General features: G+C 69.7%; 15 protein-coding genes and 4 pseudogenes. 10 read left to right on the forward strand and 9 right to left on the reverse strand.

Features of this window, described 5'->3' with window-relative positions; genetic code table 11:
* Positions 1 to 163: 163 nt before the first annotated feature.
* The gene (locus tag ABZW18_RS06370) at positions 164 to 493 is read right to left on the reverse strand and encodes a hypothetical protein (protein ID WP_356182862.1); all 330 of its coding nucleotides are present in this window, start codon (positions 491 to 493) and stop codon (positions 164 to 166) included.
* 611 nt (positions 494 to 1,104) lie between these two features.
* Positions 1,105 to 1,875: a methyltransferase domain-containing protein gene (locus ABZW18_RS06375; protein ID WP_356182864.1), complete on the reverse strand. Its 771-nt coding sequence runs from the start codon at positions 1,873 to 1,875 to the stop codon at positions 1,105 to 1,107.
* 79 nt (positions 1,876 to 1,954) lie between these two features.
* Here ABZW18_RS06375 and ABZW18_RS06380 point away from each other — a divergent pair, with 79 nt between their 5' ends.
* Positions 1,955 to 2,503, forward strand: a complete 549-nt coding sequence (locus ABZW18_RS06380) for a helix-turn-helix domain-containing protein (RefSeq protein WP_356182867.1) — start codon at positions 1,955 to 1,957, stop codon at positions 2,501 to 2,503.
* On the opposite strand, the gene ABZW18_RS06385 is transcribed toward ABZW18_RS06380, so the two are convergent.
* Positions 2,477 to 2,899 (reverse strand): cytochrome P450, encoded by a 423-nt coding sequence (locus ABZW18_RS06385; RefSeq protein ID WP_356182870.1) that lies wholly within the window; start codon positions 2,897 to 2,899, stop codon positions 2,477 to 2,479. The two genes, ABZW18_RS06380 and ABZW18_RS06385, sit on opposite strands and share 27 nt — an antisense overlap.
* A gap of 76 nt (positions 2,900 to 2,975) precedes the next feature.
* Here ABZW18_RS06385 and ABZW18_RS06390 point away from each other — a divergent pair.
* Positions 2,976 to 4,188: pseudogene (locus tag ABZW18_RS06390) on the forward strand (transposase); the annotation flags it as partial.
* A 182-nt stretch (positions 4,189 to 4,370) separates the two neighbouring features.
* Here ABZW18_RS06390 and ABZW18_RS06395 read toward each other — a convergent pair.
* Positions 4,371 to 4,739, reverse strand: a pseudogene (locus tag ABZW18_RS06395) (DUF2637 domain-containing protein); the annotation flags it as partial.
* A 429-nt stretch (positions 4,740 to 5,168) separates the two neighbouring features.
* Between ABZW18_RS06395 and ABZW18_RS06400 the strand changes: the two are divergent.
* Positions 5,169 to 5,825 carry a ScbR family autoregulator-binding transcription factor gene (locus ABZW18_RS06400; protein ID WP_356182873.1) on the forward strand — a complete coding sequence of 219 codons (657 nt, stop codon included), beginning with the start codon at positions 5,169 to 5,171 and terminating at the stop codon, positions 5,823 to 5,825.
* A gap of 29 nt (positions 5,826 to 5,854) precedes the next feature.
* Here the strand turns inward: ABZW18_RS06400 and ABZW18_RS06405 are convergent, their stop codons facing one another.
* Positions 5,855 to 9,205 (reverse strand): BTAD domain-containing putative transcriptional regulator, encoded by a 3,351-nt coding sequence (locus ABZW18_RS06405; protein ID WP_356182875.1) that lies wholly within the window; start codon positions 9,203 to 9,205, stop codon positions 5,855 to 5,857.
* A 187-nt stretch (positions 9,206 to 9,392) separates the two neighbouring features.
* Between ABZW18_RS06405 and ABZW18_RS06410 the strand changes: the two genes are divergently transcribed.
* From ABZW18_RS06410 to ABZW18_RS06435, 6 genes and pseudogenes are all read left to right on the forward strand, one after another.
* Positions 9,393 to 9,935 carry an SDR family oxidoreductase gene (locus ABZW18_RS06410; protein ID WP_356182878.1) on the forward strand — a complete coding sequence of 181 codons (543 nt, stop codon included), beginning with the start codon at positions 9,393 to 9,395 and terminating at the stop codon, positions 9,933 to 9,935.
* An 86-nt stretch (positions 9,936 to 10,021) separates the two neighbouring features.
* On the forward strand, positions 10,022 to 11,266 hold the full coding sequence (locus ABZW18_RS06415) for an MFS transporter (protein ID WP_356182881.1): 1,245 nt from the start codon (positions 10,022 to 10,024) through the stop codon (positions 11,264 to 11,266).
* A gap of 111 nt (positions 11,267 to 11,377) precedes the next feature.
* A complete protein-coding gene (locus ABZW18_RS06420; protein ID WP_356182883.1) occupies positions 11,378 to 11,818 on the forward strand; it encodes a MerR family transcriptional regulator in 441 nt (146 codons plus the stop codon).
* A 164-nt stretch (positions 11,819 to 11,982) separates the two neighbouring features.
* Positions 11,983 to 12,558 carry an alpha/beta fold hydrolase gene (locus ABZW18_RS06425; RefSeq protein ID WP_356182912.1) on the forward strand — a complete coding sequence of 192 codons (576 nt, stop codon included), beginning with the start codon at positions 11,983 to 11,985 and terminating at the stop codon, positions 12,556 to 12,558.
* The gene (locus ABZW18_RS06430; RefSeq protein WP_356182886.1) at positions 12,528 to 13,685 is read left to right on the forward strand and encodes a helix-turn-helix domain-containing protein; all 1,158 of its coding nucleotides are present in this window, start codon (positions 12,528 to 12,530) and stop codon (positions 13,683 to 13,685) included. Before ABZW18_RS06425 ends, ABZW18_RS06430 begins: the two co-directional genes overlap by 31 nt.
* Before the next feature lie 563 nt (positions 13,686 to 14,248).
* A pseudogene (locus ABZW18_RS06435) lies at positions 14,249 to 14,528 on the forward strand (protein-tyrosine phosphatase family protein); the annotation flags it as partial.
* On the opposite strand, the gene ABZW18_RS06440 reads toward ABZW18_RS06435, so the two are convergent.
* The 4 genes from ABZW18_RS06440 to ABZW18_RS06455 all read right to left on the reverse strand — a co-directional run bounded on the left by ABZW18_RS06440 (position 14,498) and on the right by ABZW18_RS06455 (position 16,770).
* The gene (locus ABZW18_RS06440; protein WP_356182888.1) at positions 14,498 to 14,737 is read right to left on the reverse strand and encodes a hypothetical protein; all 240 of its coding nucleotides are present in this window, start codon (positions 14,735 to 14,737) and stop codon (positions 14,498 to 14,500) included. The pseudogene ABZW18_RS06435 and the gene ABZW18_RS06440 overlap by 31 nt on opposite strands.
* Positions 14,738 to 14,830: 93 nt before the next feature.
* Positions 14,831 to 15,565 (reverse strand): hypothetical protein, encoded by a 735-nt coding sequence (locus ABZW18_RS06445; protein ID WP_356182890.1) that lies wholly within the window; start codon positions 15,563 to 15,565, stop codon positions 14,831 to 14,833.
* A gap of 21 nt (positions 15,566 to 15,586) precedes the next feature.
* Positions 15,587 to 15,892, reverse strand: a complete 306-nt coding sequence (locus ABZW18_RS06450) for a hypothetical protein (protein ID WP_356182892.1) — start codon at positions 15,890 to 15,892, stop codon at positions 15,587 to 15,589.
* A 68-nt stretch (positions 15,893 to 15,960) separates the two neighbouring features.
* Entirely contained in the window at positions 15,961 to 16,770 is an 810-nt protein-coding gene (locus ABZW18_RS06455) for a hypothetical protein (protein ID WP_356182895.1), read from the reverse strand.
* Between ABZW18_RS06455 and ABZW18_RS06460 the strand changes: the two are divergent.
* Positions 16,731 to 17,387: pseudogene (locus ABZW18_RS06460) on the forward strand (replication initiator); the annotation flags it as partial. The gene ABZW18_RS06455 and the pseudogene ABZW18_RS06460 overlap by 40 nt on opposite strands.
* Positions 17,388 to 17,483 lie beyond the last annotated feature (96 nt).

Here is a 17,483-nt window from a genome sequence, read left to right on the forward strand (position 1 = left end):
GTCCCAGGGGGGAACACGGATACTCATGGCTGAGTTCGTTTCTCCGGTCGCCGAAGAACTGCACAGGCTGGCCGGTTAGTCGGCCCGGGTCCTCCACGCCAAGGATCCAGGTCATGCCTCCCATGGCACCTGGTAGTACCGGCACCTGTCGTTGATTTTGCACTCATGCCAACGGCCGGTGTGCAGGACCCCCGATGCGGAACACTCCGTCCCACCCATAGACGCAGAACTCGCCCTTCTCATCGTCGTGGTACCTGCGGCCGTCGCGCAGCGGGCCCTCGTTGTAGGTATAGCTCCTGCTCGAGGGCCACCAGGTGCGCTGGTAGCCGAGGTCGGTGGAGGAGAAGTGGGCAGGGTTGTTGCCGCAGTAGTCGTCCGAGCCCCAGCTGATGTTGATGCGGCAATCGATGGTCCACTCACCGGGTTGGACCTGCGGGCCGCTGTCCCAGTCCAGCGCGGTCCGCCACTGGGGCCACGGACCATTGAATGCCAAGTCGAAGGATGAGGTCGAAGGTCCCGATGACGCCGTCCTGAGGCCGGTGCGCGGCGACCTGATGGACGGACGGCACCAGCTGTTCTCCGTGCCGGACCGGTGGGCGAAGCAGCGGAACATCACGGGGCACCGCGCGGACGCGATGCGGCAGCTGCTTGAGACGCGTATGTCCGCGCACTGGGCTGATCTGATGCCGAGGCCAAGCCCCTCGGCATCAGAAGGACAACCGCCGGCCGGAGCCGTCCGCCGGCGCACCTGGCTGCGCGAACTCCTTGAGGCCCGCTGCTTCACGGCCTCGCCGAACCCGGAATGTCATCGGACGTGCCGAGCGCAAAGTTGGCGGCACCCGCGCCAAGTTGAAACGCCTGGTCAAGCTCGGCATGCTCACCGAGATCGACACCGGCGGCTTCGCCAGGAAGCAGTAACCGACCGAGCCCCTCGACCAGCAGCCCTGCCCCAGCTCCACCCGGAAACAGACATCAACCCACGAACCGTCCTCTGAGGGATGGCTGAGGGAGGACGATGCGTCGACCACGTCCTGCTGGCCCGCCGCACATCGGCACGCCGCTCGCCCGGTGGCACGGATGGCCCGGCCAGCGCGAGCCCGCGGATCACGCCTTGCGTGCGCACCCGAGGTAGGTGACCAGGGGGCGGGCGCCGGGCGAGAGGCTGAAGCCGACGATCGGCGGGATCTGCTCGTCGGTGATCCTGCCCCGGCGGCGCCCGACCACGGCCTTGACGAGGCCGACCGGGCTCCTCGGCTTGAAGTCACAGACGTCCTCGCCGCGCAGCCCGTGCCGGGACATCGCCTCCGCAATCTCCGTGGGCGTCCGCAGCCGCTCGGCGGCATAGCGTCCGGCGGGCATGATGCTGGTCAGGGGAAAGCTCTGGAAGGCGCCGAGGTAGACCAGCCGGGACAGCAGCGTGCGGTTGACCGTGTCGTAGACCAGTGCTCCGCCCGGGCTGAGCACCCGGGCAGCGTGCCCGATCACCGTGTCGAGGTGCGGGGTGATCTCGAACGTGTCGCAGTAGTAGGCGACGTCGAAGGCCGCGTCCGGCAGGCCAGGCTCCTCAGCGGGCGCGGTCCGGTGGTCGATGGCCAACCCCTCGCGCTCGGCCGCCTCCCGCGCCATCGCCGTCGCGGTGGCCGACGGGTCGACGGCAACAACATCGAACCCGAGACGCGCAAGGCCCTCCGGCAGCGGTCCCCGGCCGCCTCCCACGACCACGGCGCGGCTTCCCGCCGCCGTCAGGCCCAGCCTCTCGAGCGCCCCCCGCACGTAGGCCAGGCGTACGTCGTGAAAGGCGACGGCTCTGATCTGACGGCCGTCAACCGCTTTGGGATTCCGTGAGTCGAGCTCGATGAGTGGGGCAGCTGCCATCGTCGTCTCCCTCGGTATGGGTTCCCTGAAGGAAACTATCAGCCTGGGTTCCCTGAAGGAACTCAGGTACGGTCGTGGCATGACCCGAACCCCGCTCGCCGGAGTGGCCTGCTCGATCGCCCGTGCCGCCGACGTGTTCGGCGATGCCTGGACGGCGCTGATCATGCGTGATGTCCTGGCCGGGATCACCCGATTCGACGACCTCGCACACGACCTCGGGATCTCCCGGAAGGTCCTGGCTGCCCGGCTGACCCGGCTGGTCGGCGAGGGTGTCCTCGTGCGCGAGCGCTATCAGGACCGACCGCCCCGCGAGCACTACCTGGCCACCGACAAGGGAAAAGAACTGTACGCCGTGCTGCTCGCCCTGATGTGCTGGGGCGACCGCTGGTACGCGGGGTCCGACGGCCCACCAGCGGTTATCCACCACCTCGGCTGCGGTCAGCACACCACCCTGGTGCCCGCCTGTGCGCACTGCGGCGAGCCACTCACACCGGACAACACCACCCAGCTGCCCGGCCCGGGCGGACGGACGGATCCCGGGACACGCGTCCTGGGACCCCTGCTCGCCTCCCGCTCGCCCCGCGCGGACGCACCGCCACCATCACGTCCTGCAACGGACGCAGGCTGATGACCGGCGCCCCGTATCCCAGCGAACTGCCGGGAACGCGGCTGAGTTGGAAGCGTGGAAGCGCTGAGTGATCATCGCGACGATCACGCGCAGTTCAAGCAGCGCCATGACGTTGCCGACGCACTGCCTCGGCCCGGCGCCCGAAGGGGAAGGAGGCCATGCGGCAGTTCCCGGACGGCCTGCGGTGTGAAGCGGTTCGGGTCGACGAAGGCACTCGTTCTCAAGCAGACCACCCTGACCCGCTACCGCGACTACGTAACCCACGATCTTGTTCCAGCGCTCGGCACCCTCAAGCTCGAGAACTCGGCCACCGCCACATCGCCGGCTTCGCCGCGTTCTCACCGCGCCCGCCCTCGCCCTGCCCGTCGCCCGAGGGATCGTCACGGCCTTCGACATGGGCTAGAAGGCTCGTGAAGATCTTGGGGTTCTGGCCCTGCGACGTGAGTGGCAGAGCCAGACTTGTCTTGTGGCGATGGGCGAGTGGGTCGGCGAGACCGTCGGGCCGGACGTGTGGGAGACGTGTCGGGATCTGATTCCGGCTGGGAGTGTGTTCGCGTTCCTGGCCGAGCATCGGGGGCGGCTGTTTCCGGCTCAGATGTTCGCGGACATGTATCCGTCGGCGAACGGGCGGCCCAGTATGCCGCCGCAGATCCTGGCCGCCCCGATCACGCTGCAGGCTCTGCACGGGCTGTCGGACTTCGAGACGGTCCAGGAACTGCGGTGCGACCTGCGGTTGAAGGCCGCGTGCGGGCTGGGCCTGCACGACATGGCGTTCGATCCGTCGCTGCTGGCCTACTTCCGCCGCCGACTGGCCCGTTCCGCCCGCCCGAACCGGGTGTTCGAGGCCGTGCGTGAGGTGGTGAAGGCAACCGGGTGTTGAAGGGCAAGCACCGCCGGGCGCTGGACTCCACCGTGCTGGACGACGCGGTCGCCACCCAGGACACCGTCACCCAGATCATCGCCGCCATCCGGGCCGTCATTCGCGAAGTCCCCCGAGCGGCCGAGGTGGCAGCGGTGCAGTGCACCGCCCACGACTACACCGATCCGGGCAAACCGAAGATTGCCTGGAACGACGAGCAGGCCCGCGCCGACTTGGTCGACGCCTTGGTCGCGGATGCACTGCGGCTGCTGGGCCACCTGCCCGAGCAGGAACTCGGCGAGAAAGCCGCGAACGCGGTCGGCATCCTGGCTCTGGTCGTCGGCCAGGACGTCGAGCCGGCCGAAGACTCCGACGGCCGCGACGGACGCTGGCGCATCACCCGTGGCACCGCCCCAAACCGGATGGTCTCCACCGTCGACCCGGAAGCCCGGCACATCCACAAAACCCGCAGCCACCAGCAGGACGGCTTCAAGGCCCACCTGGCCATCGAGCCCGAGACCGGGTTATACACCGCTGTCGCCCTGCGGCCCGGCGCCGGGCCCGAGCATCACGAGGCCGCCGTGGGTCTGGATCTGCTCGCCGACGAGGACCATCCGGTGGATGCCTTCGGCGACACCGCCTACTCCACCGGCCAGGCCCGCCAGGCACTCCACGAGGCCGGGCACTACCGGCTGTTCCTCAAGCCCGCCCCACTACGGCCCGCCGTCCCCGGCGGCTTCACCCTCGACGACTTCACCATCGACACCACCGCAGCCACCGTGACCTGCCCCGCCGGACACACCGTCGGCCTGTGCCTGCGCTTGGAAGAACGCGCGCTTCCACGACTCCACGCTCTCGTGCCGATCGCCGTCCTGCTGAGTCTCGCCGGATCGCATCCACGGTCCGTGAGCGATCTCGCCCTGGTCTCGGCGGCCGGGGCGGTGCGAGCAGTTCCACCGACAACAGCAGGGCGACCGGCGGCCAGCCCGCCACCAGCATCGGCTTCCACTCCAGCGCAGGAGCGGCCGCCACATTCGCCGCCAACGAGACAGCGATCCCGAGGAAGAAAGCCAGCCACACCACGCCCCGAGCCCGTCGCCCCGCACTCCGTGGCGAATTCAGCAACCCGACGGTCGCCAGCAGCAGCAAGCCGTCGACCGACAGCGGCCATAGCGTCGCGCTCACCGCATCCGCCCCACCCTGCAGGGCAAACGCCGGCTGATGTACATACGAGGCGTACCCGGCCACCGACGCCACCACCAGCGCACAGCTACGCCGCACCCACGCCTCGAAGCCCACACCATTACCGGCAGGACTCGACGGAGCGTCACGGACGCCTGGTGACTCGTCGCGCACCTCCGTGCCGCGGCCGCTCACCGGGAACCACCCCCACGACGACGACGCTGCCGCAGCACCGCCACCGTCCCAGAAACGACCATCTCACGGCCAATCCGGGGCCGTACAGATGCTGTCGGTGCCACCCCGGGGGCGCTCCGTTACTTTGCGTGTTTCCGCAGGTCAGGTCCCACAACCGGTCTACCGATGACCCTTCCGACGGTGTCACCCGCCAGGGGCGGGTCCGGCCCGGTTCCGTATCTCCGCAGGTGGACGTCGATGTCGCGCCCTCGCTCGCGCCACAGAGCCGCCGCAGGTTCGCGTCATAGGGGGTGAACTCCAGCAAGCACATCCTCACGCACAGTGACGCGGCGTGGCCAACACCCACCAGCTCGGCAGTGCATCGGTCAAGTGCCGCGCTCTCGCGAAGGGGCGACTGCCTGCGTGCGGGGATCAGCATGGGAATGGGCGGTGAGCCCCTCGGACCTCAACTCCCGGCGGGAGCCAAGGAGGAAGCAGGAGCGAGCGGTACGGACGAGGGAACGCATACTCGCGGCTGCGGCCCGGGCATTCGCCGCCAAGGGCTATCCCGCGGTCACGATCCTGGACGTGGCCGAAGCGGCCGGGATGACGAAGAGTGCCGTGTACTTCCACTACGAGAACAAGGACGCCCTCGCGCTCGCGGTGACCGACCTGTTCTCCCGCCGGATCGGCGAGATCGCCGACTCCGTGGAGCAGTTGAACCTCCCCCCGGTCGGCTCCGTCGCCGAACTCCTGCTCCGGACGGCAACGGCGTTCCGGGACGATACGGTCATCCAAGCCGGAGCACGACTCCAGCTCGAACGACAGCTGATCGGTGTCCGGCTCCCGCTGCCGTACGAGGCGTACACCGACCTGATCAGCTCATGGCTGGCCAGGAAACGTGAGACCGGCGCACGGGACGACCTCCCGCCGCCCGACATGCTCGCCACCGTCCTGGTCTCCGCCTTCTTCGGCGCCCAGCACATCGCGTGGGTGCTCAACGACCGTGCCGACCTGGTGGAGCGCACCATTGCCCTGGTGCGGACGATCATTCCCTCGGCCGAGGGGGACATCAAGTTGTGTCCCTCCGCTCCACGACGATGTTGAACCTCAGGGCACCGAACACGGGGTAATCCTCAACCAATCCTGCTTTCTGGCCAGTTGAGCGTCACACGCGCATGGCGCACCGCTTCCTCCGGGGTCAGCCGCGCACCGTACGCGAACGCCTCCGTGAAGGCGGGCCCGCCCAGAGCCGCCCGTGCCGCCGCCGTGACGCGGTCGACGTCGCCGCGCTCGGCAGGCGGCAGCGGGGCGCCCACGCCACGGCGTGCCGCGTCCGCCGCCCCAAGCAGCAACGGGGCGCACTCGGCCGCCGGCCCCCGCCCGCGCAGAGCCGCCGCGCCCGCGAGCCCTTCCAGGGACAGGGCGAGCGCGCGCGGCTCACCGAGAGAGCGGGCGACGTCCAGGCCGTGCAGGTGATGGCGGACGGACTGGTCGGTGTCGCCCCGGAGTTCGGCGATGAAGCCGAGCTCGGCGAGGAGCAGGTGGTCGCCCGCCTCCGAGGAGACGTCGGCGTAGCCGTCGCGGATGTGCAGCAGGTGTGCCTCGGCCGCGTCGAGGTCGCCGGAGCGGCGCGCGCCGAGTGCGAGACCCATCTCGGAGTGGATCTCGCCGTACTTGTAGCCCTGTTCGGCGGCGATGCGGCGCGCCTGCTCGTGCATGCTGCGCCCCTGCTCCCAGTCGCGGGCGAGCAGCGCGAGCCGACCGAGCCCGGACAACCGCGCCGACACCTCCGCCTCCAGGCCCAGCTCCCGTGCCATGCGCAGCCCCTCCCGCTGCAGGCGGGCCGCCTCGTCGTACTCACCCTTGATCTCGGCGAGAGCGGCGAGCGGCGATACGGTCTGCAACTCTCCCCATCGGTCGCCCAGTTCCCCGAAGAGCTCGGCGCTGCGCAGCCCGTCCCGGCTGAGCGCGTCGAGGTCGCCGCGGACCAGGGCGAGCGTGGCCCGCAGACCGAGTGCGGCGGCGGTGCCCCACTGCTCGTCGGCGGCGCTAAAGAGGTCGAGTGCCCGGGTGTTCAGCTCCGCGCCGGCGGCGGCCTCGCCCGCGCTGAACAGGCCGTACGCGCACAGCCAGAGCGCACGGGCACGACGTACGGGGTCGGGGACGGCGTCTGCTGCCGCGGTGGCCGCCGCCTCTGTGTGGTCGCCGGTGAGGAGTGCGAACGCGGCGTGCAGCAGGGTGAGTTCAGGGGCGGCGGTGTCGGGGACGGCGGCGAGGAGGGCGGACAGGCTTCGGCGCGCCTCGGTGAGGCGGCCGCGCAGCAGCCACCACCAGGACAGGGCAGTGGCCAGTCGTACGGCCTCGTCGGCCTGCCCGGCGGCGGCGCGGCGCACCGCCTCGTCGAGCGCCGCGCGCAGATTGCCGGCCTCCGCGTCCAGGCGGGCGAGCCAAGACCGCTGACCCGCGCAGCGCAACCGGGACTCGGCATGCTCGGCGAGCGCGAGGTAGTGGCGCAGATGGCGGTCGCGTACGGCGGTGACGTCCTGCATCTCGTGCAGACGTTCCGTCGCGTAGACGGCGACGGACTCCAGGAGCCGGTAGCGGGGTCCGGTGGGTCCCTCCACGACGACCACGAATGACCGATCGACGAGCCGCGTCACGAGGTCGAGGACTTCCTCGCGGGCCACGCCGTCGCCCGCGCACACCGCTTCGGCGGCGGCCAGGTCGCAGCCGTCGCTGTGCACGGAGAGGCGGCGCAGGACGATGCGCTCGGGCGCGCTGAGCAGCTCCCAGCTCCAGTCGATCACCGCCCGCAGGGTCTGCTGACGGGCGGGCGCACCACGCTGCCCGGCGGTCAGGATCCGGAACCGGTCGCCGAGCCGGGCCGCCAACTCCCGTACGCCCAGGGCACGTACACGGGTGGCGGCGAGCTCCAGGGCGAGCGGGATGCCGTCGAGGCGGCGGCAGATCTCGGCGACGGCGGCGTGATCGGCCGGGTCTGAGGCATCCGGGTCGAGGGAAAAGCCGGGGGCGGAGGCGGCGGCACGCTCGGTGAACAGCCGTACGGCATCGTCGGTTCGAAGGGGCTCCACGAGGAACACGGCCTCTCCCGCCAGGCCGAGCGGTTCCTGGCTCGTGACCAGGATCCGCAGCCCGGGGGCGGTGCGCAGCAGCAGCTCAGCGAGTTCGGCGGCGGCGTCGACGACGTGCTCGCAGTTGTCCAGGACGAGCAGGGCGCGGCGGTCCCTCAGGACGGCGGCGAGGCGGTGTGCGGGGGACGGGGAGGGCGCTCCGGTGCCCAGCAGGCCGGATGGGGCGTCGTCCCGGATGCCAAGGGCGGAGGCCACGCCCTGGGCGAGGTCGGCGGCGGTGCCGGCCCGGATGCCGGAGAACTCCACGAGCCAGACCCCGTCGGGCAGTTCGTCAGCCCCCGCCGTGCTGGCCGCCGCCATCGCGAGGCGGGTCTTGCCGACGCCACCGGGGCCGGTGAGCGTCACCAGGCGTGCGGCGCTCAGGAATTGGGAGAGGCGGGCGAGGGCTTCGGTGCGGCCTATGAGGGGGGTGAGAGGGACGGGCAAGTTCGAGTGGGCGGTTCTGGTGGGGGGATTCGTGACGAACGCGGCGATGCCGCGGGCCGCTGCGGCAGTGCCCGGAGCCGTCGGGTCCGCGCCGGGGGGCGTCACGGCCGTGCCCAGTGCCGTCGCAGCGTGCGTTGGTGCCGTCGGCGTCGTGGCGGTGAATGCCTGGCCCAGCCCCGGGTCCTGGCGGAGCACTGCCTGATGGAGGGCGCTGAGCGCGGGGCTCGGGTCGACGCCGAGGTCCTCGGCGAGGCGGATGCGCAGGGCCTCGTACGAGGCGAGGGCCTCGCTCTGGCGGCCGGCCAGGTAGAGCGCCCGCATCTGGAGGGCGCGCAGGCGCTCCCGCAGCGGGTGGCGGGCCACCAGGTCGGCCAGCTCACCGGCGAGAAGCACATGATCCCCGGCTTCCAGGCGGGCCTCGGCCTGCTCCTCCACCACGGACAGTCGCTGCTCGGCGAGACGCCGCGCGGCCCCCCGTACGAACTCCTCGTCCGCGAAGTCCGCGTACGCCGGCCCTCGCCACAGGTCGAGGGCCTCGGTGAGCAGCGCGGCCCGCGCGCGGGGGTCCCGGAGGGGACGCGCCTGGGCCACGAGGGCGTGGAAACGGTCGGCGTCCACCTCGTCGGCTGCGGGGTCGATCCGCAGGCGGTAGCCCGGTGCCTGCCGTACCACGCGGTCCCGGCCGAGTACCCGGCGTAGCTGGGAGACCTTGGCCTGGAGGGCGCCGGTCGGCTTGCCCGGCAGCTCGTCGCCCCACAGGTCGTGGACGAGGCGGTCCGCGGAGACTGGCTTCCCGTCGTGCGCGAGCAGATCCGCGAGCAGCGCCCGGACCTTGAGCTCGGGGACCCTGACCGCCTCCTCGTCGTCGTCCCACACCACAAGTGGCCCGAGCACCCCAAACCGCATGCGAGCAACCGTACATGTCCCGGTGCGGCGGGCCCGGGCGTGCGGTGCCCAGCTGCCCGAACGGTCCGGCCGTCAGCGGACCGTCAGCCGCTCCGAAGTCTTTCCGAAGCGCCGGCGCGCACAGTCGTTGCTGCCGGGTGACGTTGGCGCGCCCGGGCAGCGGGGCTATCAGGAGGGAGCGGTAGGCATGACCAGGTACGCGGGCAGAAGGGCTGTGGTCGTCGGCCAGGCCACCGGGATCGGTCTGGCCATCGCCAAGCGCCTCGTGGAAGGCGGCGCGGAGGTGCTGCTGACCGCCCGCACCGCACAGGAGCGGGCGCTTGCGAGCGCCGAATTGGGCTCCGCCGCCCTAGTGGTCGCCCCCGGCGCCGTCGAGTCCGCCCTCGGGCCCGTCGGCGGCGTCGACCTCGTGTTCGCCGACGCCGTACCGACCGCGCGTCCGCTGCTGCCGCACCTGGAGGACGGGGGCGCGGTCGTGCTCACCGCCGCCGCCCCGAGCCCGGCCTCCGTGCGCACGCTCGCCGCCGAGCTCGTCTCCCGCGGCATCCGCGTCAACGCGGTGGCCCCGAGCTGTATCGAGGCGCCGGCCGGCGGCGCCGAACCCCTGCCGCCGCTGGGTCGCCTTGGCTCCGCCGAGGAAGTCGCCCGGGCCGCGCTGTTCCTGGCCACGGACGCGACCTTCACGACGGGCGCCCGGCTCCCCGTCGACGGCGGTCTCGGCCACCCGTAGCCGGACGTCCCGGTACGCCCCGTCCGTGCTGACCAACCCCAAAGCCCCGGACACACCTCGTCCCCAGAAGATCCGGAGATCACTGCATGAGTACTTCACCAGACACCGCGGCCGCACCAGGAAAGGACACCCGCGCCGCACCCGATGGGCAGGGCGGGAGCGAGGAGCGGCAGAAGCTCCCGCTCTTCGCCCTGTTGGCCCTCGCCACCGCCGTCTTCATCACCAGCCTCACCGAGACCCTCCCGGCGGGCCTGCTCCCAGCGATGAGCGACGACCTCCACGTGAGCGAGTCCGCGACAGGCCAGACGGTGACGATCTATGCGATCGGCACCGCCCTGACCGCGATCCCGCTGACCGCGGCCACTTCGGCCTGGCGGCGCAAGGTGCTGCTGCTGACCGCCATGGGGGGCTTCGCCGTGGCCAACACGGTCACGGCCGTGTCGTCGGTCTACGGCGTGACGATGGCGGCGCGGTTTGTCGCGGGTGTCGCCGCCGGTCTGGCCTGGGCCCTGCTCGCCGGGTACGCGCGGCGCATGGCGCCCGTTCCGCTGCAGGGCAAGGCGATGGCCGTCGCCATGGCGGGTATTCCGGTGGCGCTGTCGCTCGGTGTGCCGGCCGGTACCTTCCTCGGCGAGACGCTCGGCTGGCGCACGGCGTTCCTGTCGATGACGGCCCTCACGGTGGTCCTGTTGCTGTGGATCTTCGCGGCCGTGCCGGACTACCCCGGGCAGGCGCGCGGTGAGCGCCCGAAGGTGCTGGGCACGCTGCGTGTTCCGGGCGTCGCCCCGGTCATGTTCGTCACGCTGGTCTTCGTGCTGGCCCACACCATCCTTTACGCATACGTCGCCACGTACCTGGCGGACCTGGGCATGGGCGGCGACACCGACCTGGTACTGCTCGTGTTCGGTGCCGCGTCGCTGGTCAGCATCTGGATCGTGGGCGCCCAGATCCACCGCCGCCTACGCGCGCTGACCATCGCCAGCACCCTGTTGGTCGCCGTGTCCGCGGCGCTGCTGGCCGTGCTCGCCGACAACACCGCCCTGGTGTACGTCGCCGCCCTCCTGTGGGGCCTGGGCTGGGGCGGCGTGCCCACCCTGCTGCAGACCGCCGCGGGCGACGCCGGCGGCGAATCCGCCGACGCGGCCCAGGCGATGCTCGTCACGCTGTGGAACGTCGCCATGGCTTGCGGCGCTGTCATCGGCGGCATCCTGCTCGACCTGATCGGCAGCGACTCCTTCCCCTGGACCATGCTGCTGCTCCTGCTGCCGGTGCTCGCGGTCGTCGTCCTCGCCCGCAGCCACGGCTTCCCCGCGAAGCGGCCCGGCGCGTAGGGCGTCGGACGGCCTCCGAATGTCCCCCGCCACGGGGACGTTCGGGGCCGTCCGCGTGACGGTCTCTGCCGCTCTCGAAGAACAGATCCGAAAGGCCAGAAAGGAATTCCCATGCGCATCGGTGAGCTGTCGGAGCGCACCAACACCTCCTGCTGCGGGTACTACGAGGAGCAGGGCCTGCTCCTCTCCGAGCGCTCCCCGAACGGCTACCGCTCCTACGACGAGCGGTACGTGGACCGCGTACTGCGGATCCGCGGTCTGCTGGACGCCGGTCTGCCCACCCGCATCATCCGCCAGATCCTGCCGTGCCTGCACCACCCCCGCGTCATCCACTTCCCCGACGCGTCACCGGAGATCATCACCACCCTGGAACGCCGGCGCGACCGCATGACGGAACGCATCCGCTCCCTGATCCGCGACCGCGACGCCGTCACCGAGTACATCGACGCCGTACGCGCCCACCGGCGCCGACCGGACCAGGCGACCCCGGAGAGTGCCCTCGCGGAGCGCCCCTGCGCAGCCCTCCGGACGGCACCGCCGACCGCCGCCTGATCCAGGGCCTGTCCGGCGGACAGGCCCTGCGTACTTGACCCTCACACCAGTGTCACCGTCGGAGCGTGGACCCATGACCGAACAACTGCTCCACCACGTCGAGTTCGGCGCCAGCACCCCCGTTCTGCTGCTGCACGGCCACACCTTCGACCACCGGCTCCCTGCTGCCTCTCGAACCCGTCTTCGCCGAGCGGGACGGCTGGCGACGGCTCTACGTCGACCTGCCGGGCTCGGGGTGCTCGCCGCGTCTGTCCGGGCCCGTCACGGCCGAGGCCATGGGTGAGGCGGTGCTGCGGTTCGTCGACAAGGTGATCGGCGACGAGCCCTTCGCCGTCGTGGTGATCTCCTACGGCGGCCAGCTCGCCCGGCACGTCGTCGCCGAGCGCGGCACGCAGGTCCTCGGCGCGGCCCTCATCGCGCCGCTCGTCAAGCCGAGCGGCGAGCGCGAGGTGCCGGAGCGCGAGGTGTTCACGCGCGACGAGGCGCTCCTGGAGTCCCTCGACCCGGCGGACCGCGAGGTGTTCGCCGGCATCGCGGTACACCAGGACGAGACGGGGCTGGAACGCGTTCCGCGACCACGTGCTTGCCCCTGCCGGAAATCTCATCCGCCCTGGTGGGGACAGGTGAACCGGGTTTGCAGCTGTCCGCCGACGTCGCTCGATTCGGCCCTCTCGCGCAGCCGGCGGTCAGCGCGTCATGATGATCGATCATGCTGTTGCGACTGGCCTACCTGGGTGTGACGAACGCGTTGGCGATGCTGCGCCTGCTGCCGATGAGCGACCGGGACAAAGATGCGGAAATCCTGGCCCTACGCCATCAAGTCACGGTGCTGGAACGCCAACTCGGCAAAGAGAAGGTCCGGTTCACCCCGAGCGATCGGGCGTTCCTGGCGGCGCTGCTGCACCGGCTGTCGTTGCACACCCTGCGGCGCATGCGGCTGCTCGTGCGCCCCGACACGGTGCTGCGGTGGCATCGCAGCACCGTCGCCCGCCGTCATGCCGCATCCTGTCGGCGCAAGCGCCCAGGACGGCCGCGCACCGTGCGCTCCATCCGCGCCCTGGTGCTGCGCCTGGCGAAGGAGAACCCGAGCTGGGGCTACCGACGCCTGCATGGCGAGCTACTCGTGCTGGGAGTGAAAGTGGCCGCGTCCACCGTCTGGGAGATCCTGAAGGAAGCTGGCATCGACCCGGCGCCGACGCGCACATCCAGCTCTTGGACCGACTTCCTGCGCTCCCAAGCCGACGCCCTGCTAGCCTGCGATTTCCTCGAAACGGTCAGCCTGTCCGGGGCTCGTATGTACGTCCTCGTGGTGATCGAGCACAGCAGCCGCCGGATCCGAGTCCTGGGCGCCACGATGCATCCGATCGCATCCTGGGTAGCGCAAGCGGCGAAGAACCTCGTCATGGACCTCGAAGACATCGGCTGCCGAGCACGATTCATGATCCGGGACAGGGACGGGAAGTTCCCCGACCTGTTCGATGCCGTCCTCAAGGACGCAGGGATTGAGATCGTACTCAGCGGCATCCAGATACCGAGAATGAACTCGATCACGGAAAGGTGGGTACAAACCTGCCGCCGCGAGCTCCTGGACCGGACCCTGATCTGGAACCACCAGCATCTCCTCCACGCCCTGCGCGAGTTCGAGCAGTTCTACAACGCACACCGACCACACCAAGGCATCGCGAACGCCAGACCGCTGCACCCATTGCCCACGCCGATTGACGATCCGGACGGACAGACTCCGGCGGGAGGCGTACAAGGATGGCGAATAACGGCGTGCCGGACACCGTGGTGTCCGCGTGGGCCGGGCACAGCGATCTGTCCTTCACCAAGCGCGTCTACGTCCACCCCGACCCCCATAGCTTGAAGGCCGGGTCGGAGAAGCTGAACGAGCTGCTCGGCTAACCAAGATCAACAACGGCTGTGAGAAGTTGTGAGACGCACCGCTCCGGAAACACCTCAGGGCCCCGCCTCACGGAAGTGAAACAAGGCCCTGACCTGCGACTATGGAGCAAGCTCCCAGTCGGGACGACAGGATTTGAACCTGCGACCCCTTGGCCCCCAGCACATTGCGGGAGGCGTTCCCGCAGTTCAGAGGGGGTGTGCCGCACACGGTGTCGTTCTGCTGAACTGCCATCGTTCCGTCGCGCACACAGCGTGTGGTCCCAAAGTGGTCCCAGCGCGGACCCGTCTCGCTGCGGCCTTGATCACTGACCGCGAGCGCGATCAGACTCGCTGTAACAACAGCTGACCATACGGGGTGGTGTGGTGAGTAAGGGCACGCGCGGCGTCTGGGTGTCGTGGGGTTGGCTACTGACGGCGTTGAGGCGCTGCGTACGGGTTTGGTCGAGCCTGCCGTGAAGCGTGGTTGGCGGTTGGCTGTGACGCTGACTCAGCCGCCCAGGGCGGGTGTCGGTCTCGGATGAGGGGGAGGCCCGAGGGCTGCGCTGGCCGGACCTGGGGGTCCCCAGCGACCGCCGTCAGGCCCGCGCCCTCCTCGTCGAGGCTCGAACTTGGGTTGGTGACGAGCGCGTTGAGCTCGCCTGTCGGCAGCGGCATCGGGCGTACGGGCACGACGCTCGCCTGCCTGGTTGTGGACGGAGTCCCGGCGGACGAGGCGGTGGCCTACATCCGCCAGCACTACCACCGCCGCGCCGTAGAGACACCGTGGCAGCGGCGCTACGTGCTGCGCTGCGGCGACGGGGCCTGACGGGCGGCCAGTCGGGCCTGCCGGGCCCTGCGCCGCGTATAGGCGAACTCGAAGCAGAAGGCCGCCACGAAACAGATGACACCCGCGGCCGCAGCGGCGAAGCTCACCACTGCGGAGGCGAATTCGCCGTGCTTGAGGAGCATGATGACAAAGGACATGCCGAGGAAAACTGGCACCAGGCAGAACAGCGTCACAGCGACAGCGCGCACCGTTCTCCTCCTCTCCCTGTAGTTCACGTAGTCCGCGTCAACGATTGCACCACCGGCGAATCCACTTCCGCAGCGGACGCAGCAGGCAAGGGCTCAGGCCGTACCGCTGGGCCACTTCCCGCCGTCGAAGTCCTTGCCGTCCCGCGCCTCGCCCGTCAGGCTGACGAGCTCCGTGGCCTGGCTGGCCACGAAGGTGGTGATGCCGGCGATGGCCGTGACGATCAGGGCAAGTTGCTTCAGCGTATCTGCGATCCCTGCCCCGATGCCGATAGGTGCGCCGACTCCGGTCGCGGTGGCGGCACTTGCCGCCGAGATGACGATGCCCAGCTCGACCACGATGGCCGCGATGGCCAGGTAGAAGGCCAGGCCAGCGCCTGCGGACATCGTCAGGGAACTTCCCACTGAATCCGCGATCGTGCCAACCCGTGCCGCCGCTCCCGTCTGCCTCCATGTGGCCGTCTTGTAGCGGTCCGCGGCCTCGCCCGTCCACTCGAGGGGGGCCCTGAGCGCCTTGCTGTCTGTCTGGCCCGCTACCGTCGTCGCCTTGGCCCGGATGTCTGCCTGCCAGTCCAGCGCTTTGACGAACAGATGGACAGGGGCAGCGATCCCGACGCAGGCCTCTCCGATCTTGTCCACTGTCTTCGTGATGAGCTCCCGGAGCTTTTCCGCGGCCCACCTGATCGCCTTGGCGACCGGATCCGTCATCCACCACGCGCCCAGCAGTGAGTTGACGTCCGCGATGAACTTCTCAATCCTTCCCGGCATGTCGTGGAGGCCCTTCTGGATCTCCTCGACGACTGTGTCGAACTGAGTCTGGCTGAACGCCATGTGTACTCCCCCCGCTCGTGATCAGTAGCTTCCCTTGACGGTCTCTGTGGTCTCATCCTCGTTATTGTCGTAGGCTCTCGCGTTCTTGATGAGTGCCGACGCGATCTCTGCCATACGGTCCTGGCCTTCGGCGCACCGGTCAGAGACGACGTTCAGGGCCTCCTCGTAGGCGCTGAAGATGACCTGGAAGACTCCCGCCTCGATCCGCGTCATGCGGAGCCCGTCCAGCGCGTGGGTAATGCTGCCGAGCGTCGCGCTCTGCTCGTCCCACATGCGCGCGTCGATCCGCAGCGCGTCGGTGACCGTCCTGACTTGTTTCGGCGCCATGAAGTATTCTCCTTCGAGAAGTTGGCGATTCAGGTATCAGCGATCCAAGCGATTCAAGTGCCGACGGTTCAGATGTCGGCGATGCGCCGGGGATCGCTGAGGATGGCCAGGGCTTCCTGGGCCAGTCCGCCGACCCGCTGCCGGGCGCCGTCGATCACATCGGAACCGTCGACCTGGCGCATGGCGAAGCGGACGTCGGCCAATGCCTCCTCGAATGCCTGATTCAGCCTGATCGAAGACTGTTTCTCCGCCCATCTGGCGTCTATTTCACAAGAGTTCAGCGCTCCGGGTGACAGAGCGATCGACACGTGCCTACTGGAGTCCGAACCCTTCGCCTGCGCGTTCGCCCCGGCTGTGGCCGCAGCGTCCACAGTGCGCAGATTCTCAAACGAGCTGATGACATCCTCGGCGACCTCGTCCAGCCGCCGCGGGAGGACGTACCGAAGGTCCGTTGTCCCGGGTAACTGAGCGGTGGTGTCGGGCTCTTCGCGCGACAGGTCCACCCGCTTTGCGTTCACGTCCCAGCCGCTCTGCCCCAGCCCCTGCGCCCACGCCGCCATCATCTCCGCCATGGCGGCCCCGCACGCTTCGGCGACTGCGCCACCCAACTCCTCTGGCCTGCGTCGCCTGTTCCAGTCCCGGGTGACGGTGATGCTCTCCGGGAGCCCGTCCCCGCCCACCCGCACTTCCACCGCACCCTGCGCGTCGCTGCCGCTCGCGCCCTCGGGCATGAGCCGCTGCATATCGGAGACGACCTCCGAGATCTGCGCGGCGTGCTGCTGCAACTTCCCCAGTTCCCGAGCCAAGCGATCATCCATATCGAAACTGATCAACCCCCATGTTCCGCCCGGCAGTTGGGGCGCCTCGGTCGAGCCCACAGCGTACACACACCCCCCACGCCCCAACCGACCCCGCCTCAGGCACCGTCACTGTATGCGCACAGAGCGTCACAACCAGTCGTCAGGTGACGGGCGGACGACCCGACGACATCAGGCCCATCCGGGCCTTCGACGCCGGAACCGACATCACCGAGCAGGCAGTAGCCGCTTACGTCGCCAAGTACGCCACCAAAGCAGCCGAGACCACCGGCACGTTAGACCGCCGGATCGGTGAGATGTCCGAACTCGACCGCCACCAGGCACCCGACCACGCCCGGCGCCTCATCCGGGCCTGCAAAGACCTCGACCCCGTGTACCCCGACCGGCGGCTATGGGCCTGGGCTCACATGCTCGGCTTCCGCGGCCACTTCTCCACCAAATCCCGCCGCTACTCCACCACCCTCGGCGCCCTCCGCCAGACCCGAGCCGACTACCGCCGCGCTCAGGAGCTGCCTACCGACAGCAACGGCCGGCACGCCGAATCCCTCACCGATAGTGACACCGTGCTCGTCCTCGCCGACTGGCAATACGCCGGACACGGCCACACCCCCGGCGAATCCACCCTCGCCGCATCCATCGCCCAAGACATCCGCATCAACCGCGAAACCGCCCGCGAAGGGGAGTGTCTAATCAACGGCGGATCTGCTGATCAAGGAGAGACGCCGAGTGAGCGAGACGATGATCGGGCACGAGTCCGTCGAGGAGTCGGCCGG

It is taken from the genome of Streptomyces sp. NPDC004647 (assembly GCF_040609575.1).
Lineage (GTDB): Bacteria > Actinomycetota > Actinomycetes > Streptomycetales > Streptomycetaceae > Streptomyces.

What these genes read in the sequence shown, in the direction of transcription:
- ABZW18_RS06375 (WP_356182864.1), bottom strand. Translation starts at nt 1,875, where the DNA reads ATGGCAGCTGCCCCACTCATCGAGCTCGACTCACGGAATCCCAAAGCG.
- ABZW18_RS06380 (WP_356182867.1), top strand. Translation starts at nt 1,955, where the DNA reads ATGACCCGAACCCCGCTCGCCGGAGTGGCCTGCTCGATCGCCCGTGCC.
- ABZW18_RS06385 (WP_356182870.1), bottom strand. Translation starts at nt 2,899, where the DNA reads ATGTCGAAGGCCGTGACGATCCCTCGGGCGACGGGCAGGGCGAGGGCG.
- ABZW18_RS06405 (WP_356182875.1), bottom strand. Translation starts at nt 9,205, where the DNA reads ATGCGGTTTGGGGTGCTCGGGCCACTTGTGGTGTGGGACGACGACGAG.
- ABZW18_RS06410 (WP_356182878.1), top strand. Translation starts at nt 9,393, where the DNA reads ATGACCAGGTACGCGGGCAGAAGGGCTGTGGTCGTCGGCCAGGCCACC.
- ABZW18_RS06415 (WP_356182881.1), top strand. Translation starts at nt 10,022, where the DNA reads ATGAGTACTTCACCAGACACCGCGGCCGCACCAGGAAAGGACACCCGC.
- ABZW18_RS06420 (WP_356182883.1), top strand. Translation starts at nt 11,378, where the DNA reads ATGCGCATCGGTGAGCTGTCGGAGCGCACCAACACCTCCTGCTGCGGG.
- ABZW18_RS06430 (WP_356182886.1), top strand. Translation starts at nt 12,528, where the DNA reads ATGCTGTTGCGACTGGCCTACCTGGGTGTGACGAACGCGTTGGCGATG.
- ABZW18_RS06445 (WP_356182890.1), bottom strand. Translation starts at nt 15,565, where the DNA reads ATGGCGTTCAGCCAGACTCAGTTCGACACAGTCGTCGAGGAGATCCAG.
- ABZW18_RS06450 (WP_356182892.1), bottom strand. Translation starts at nt 15,892, where the DNA reads ATGGCGCCGAAACAAGTCAGGACGGTCACCGACGCGCTGCGGATCGAC.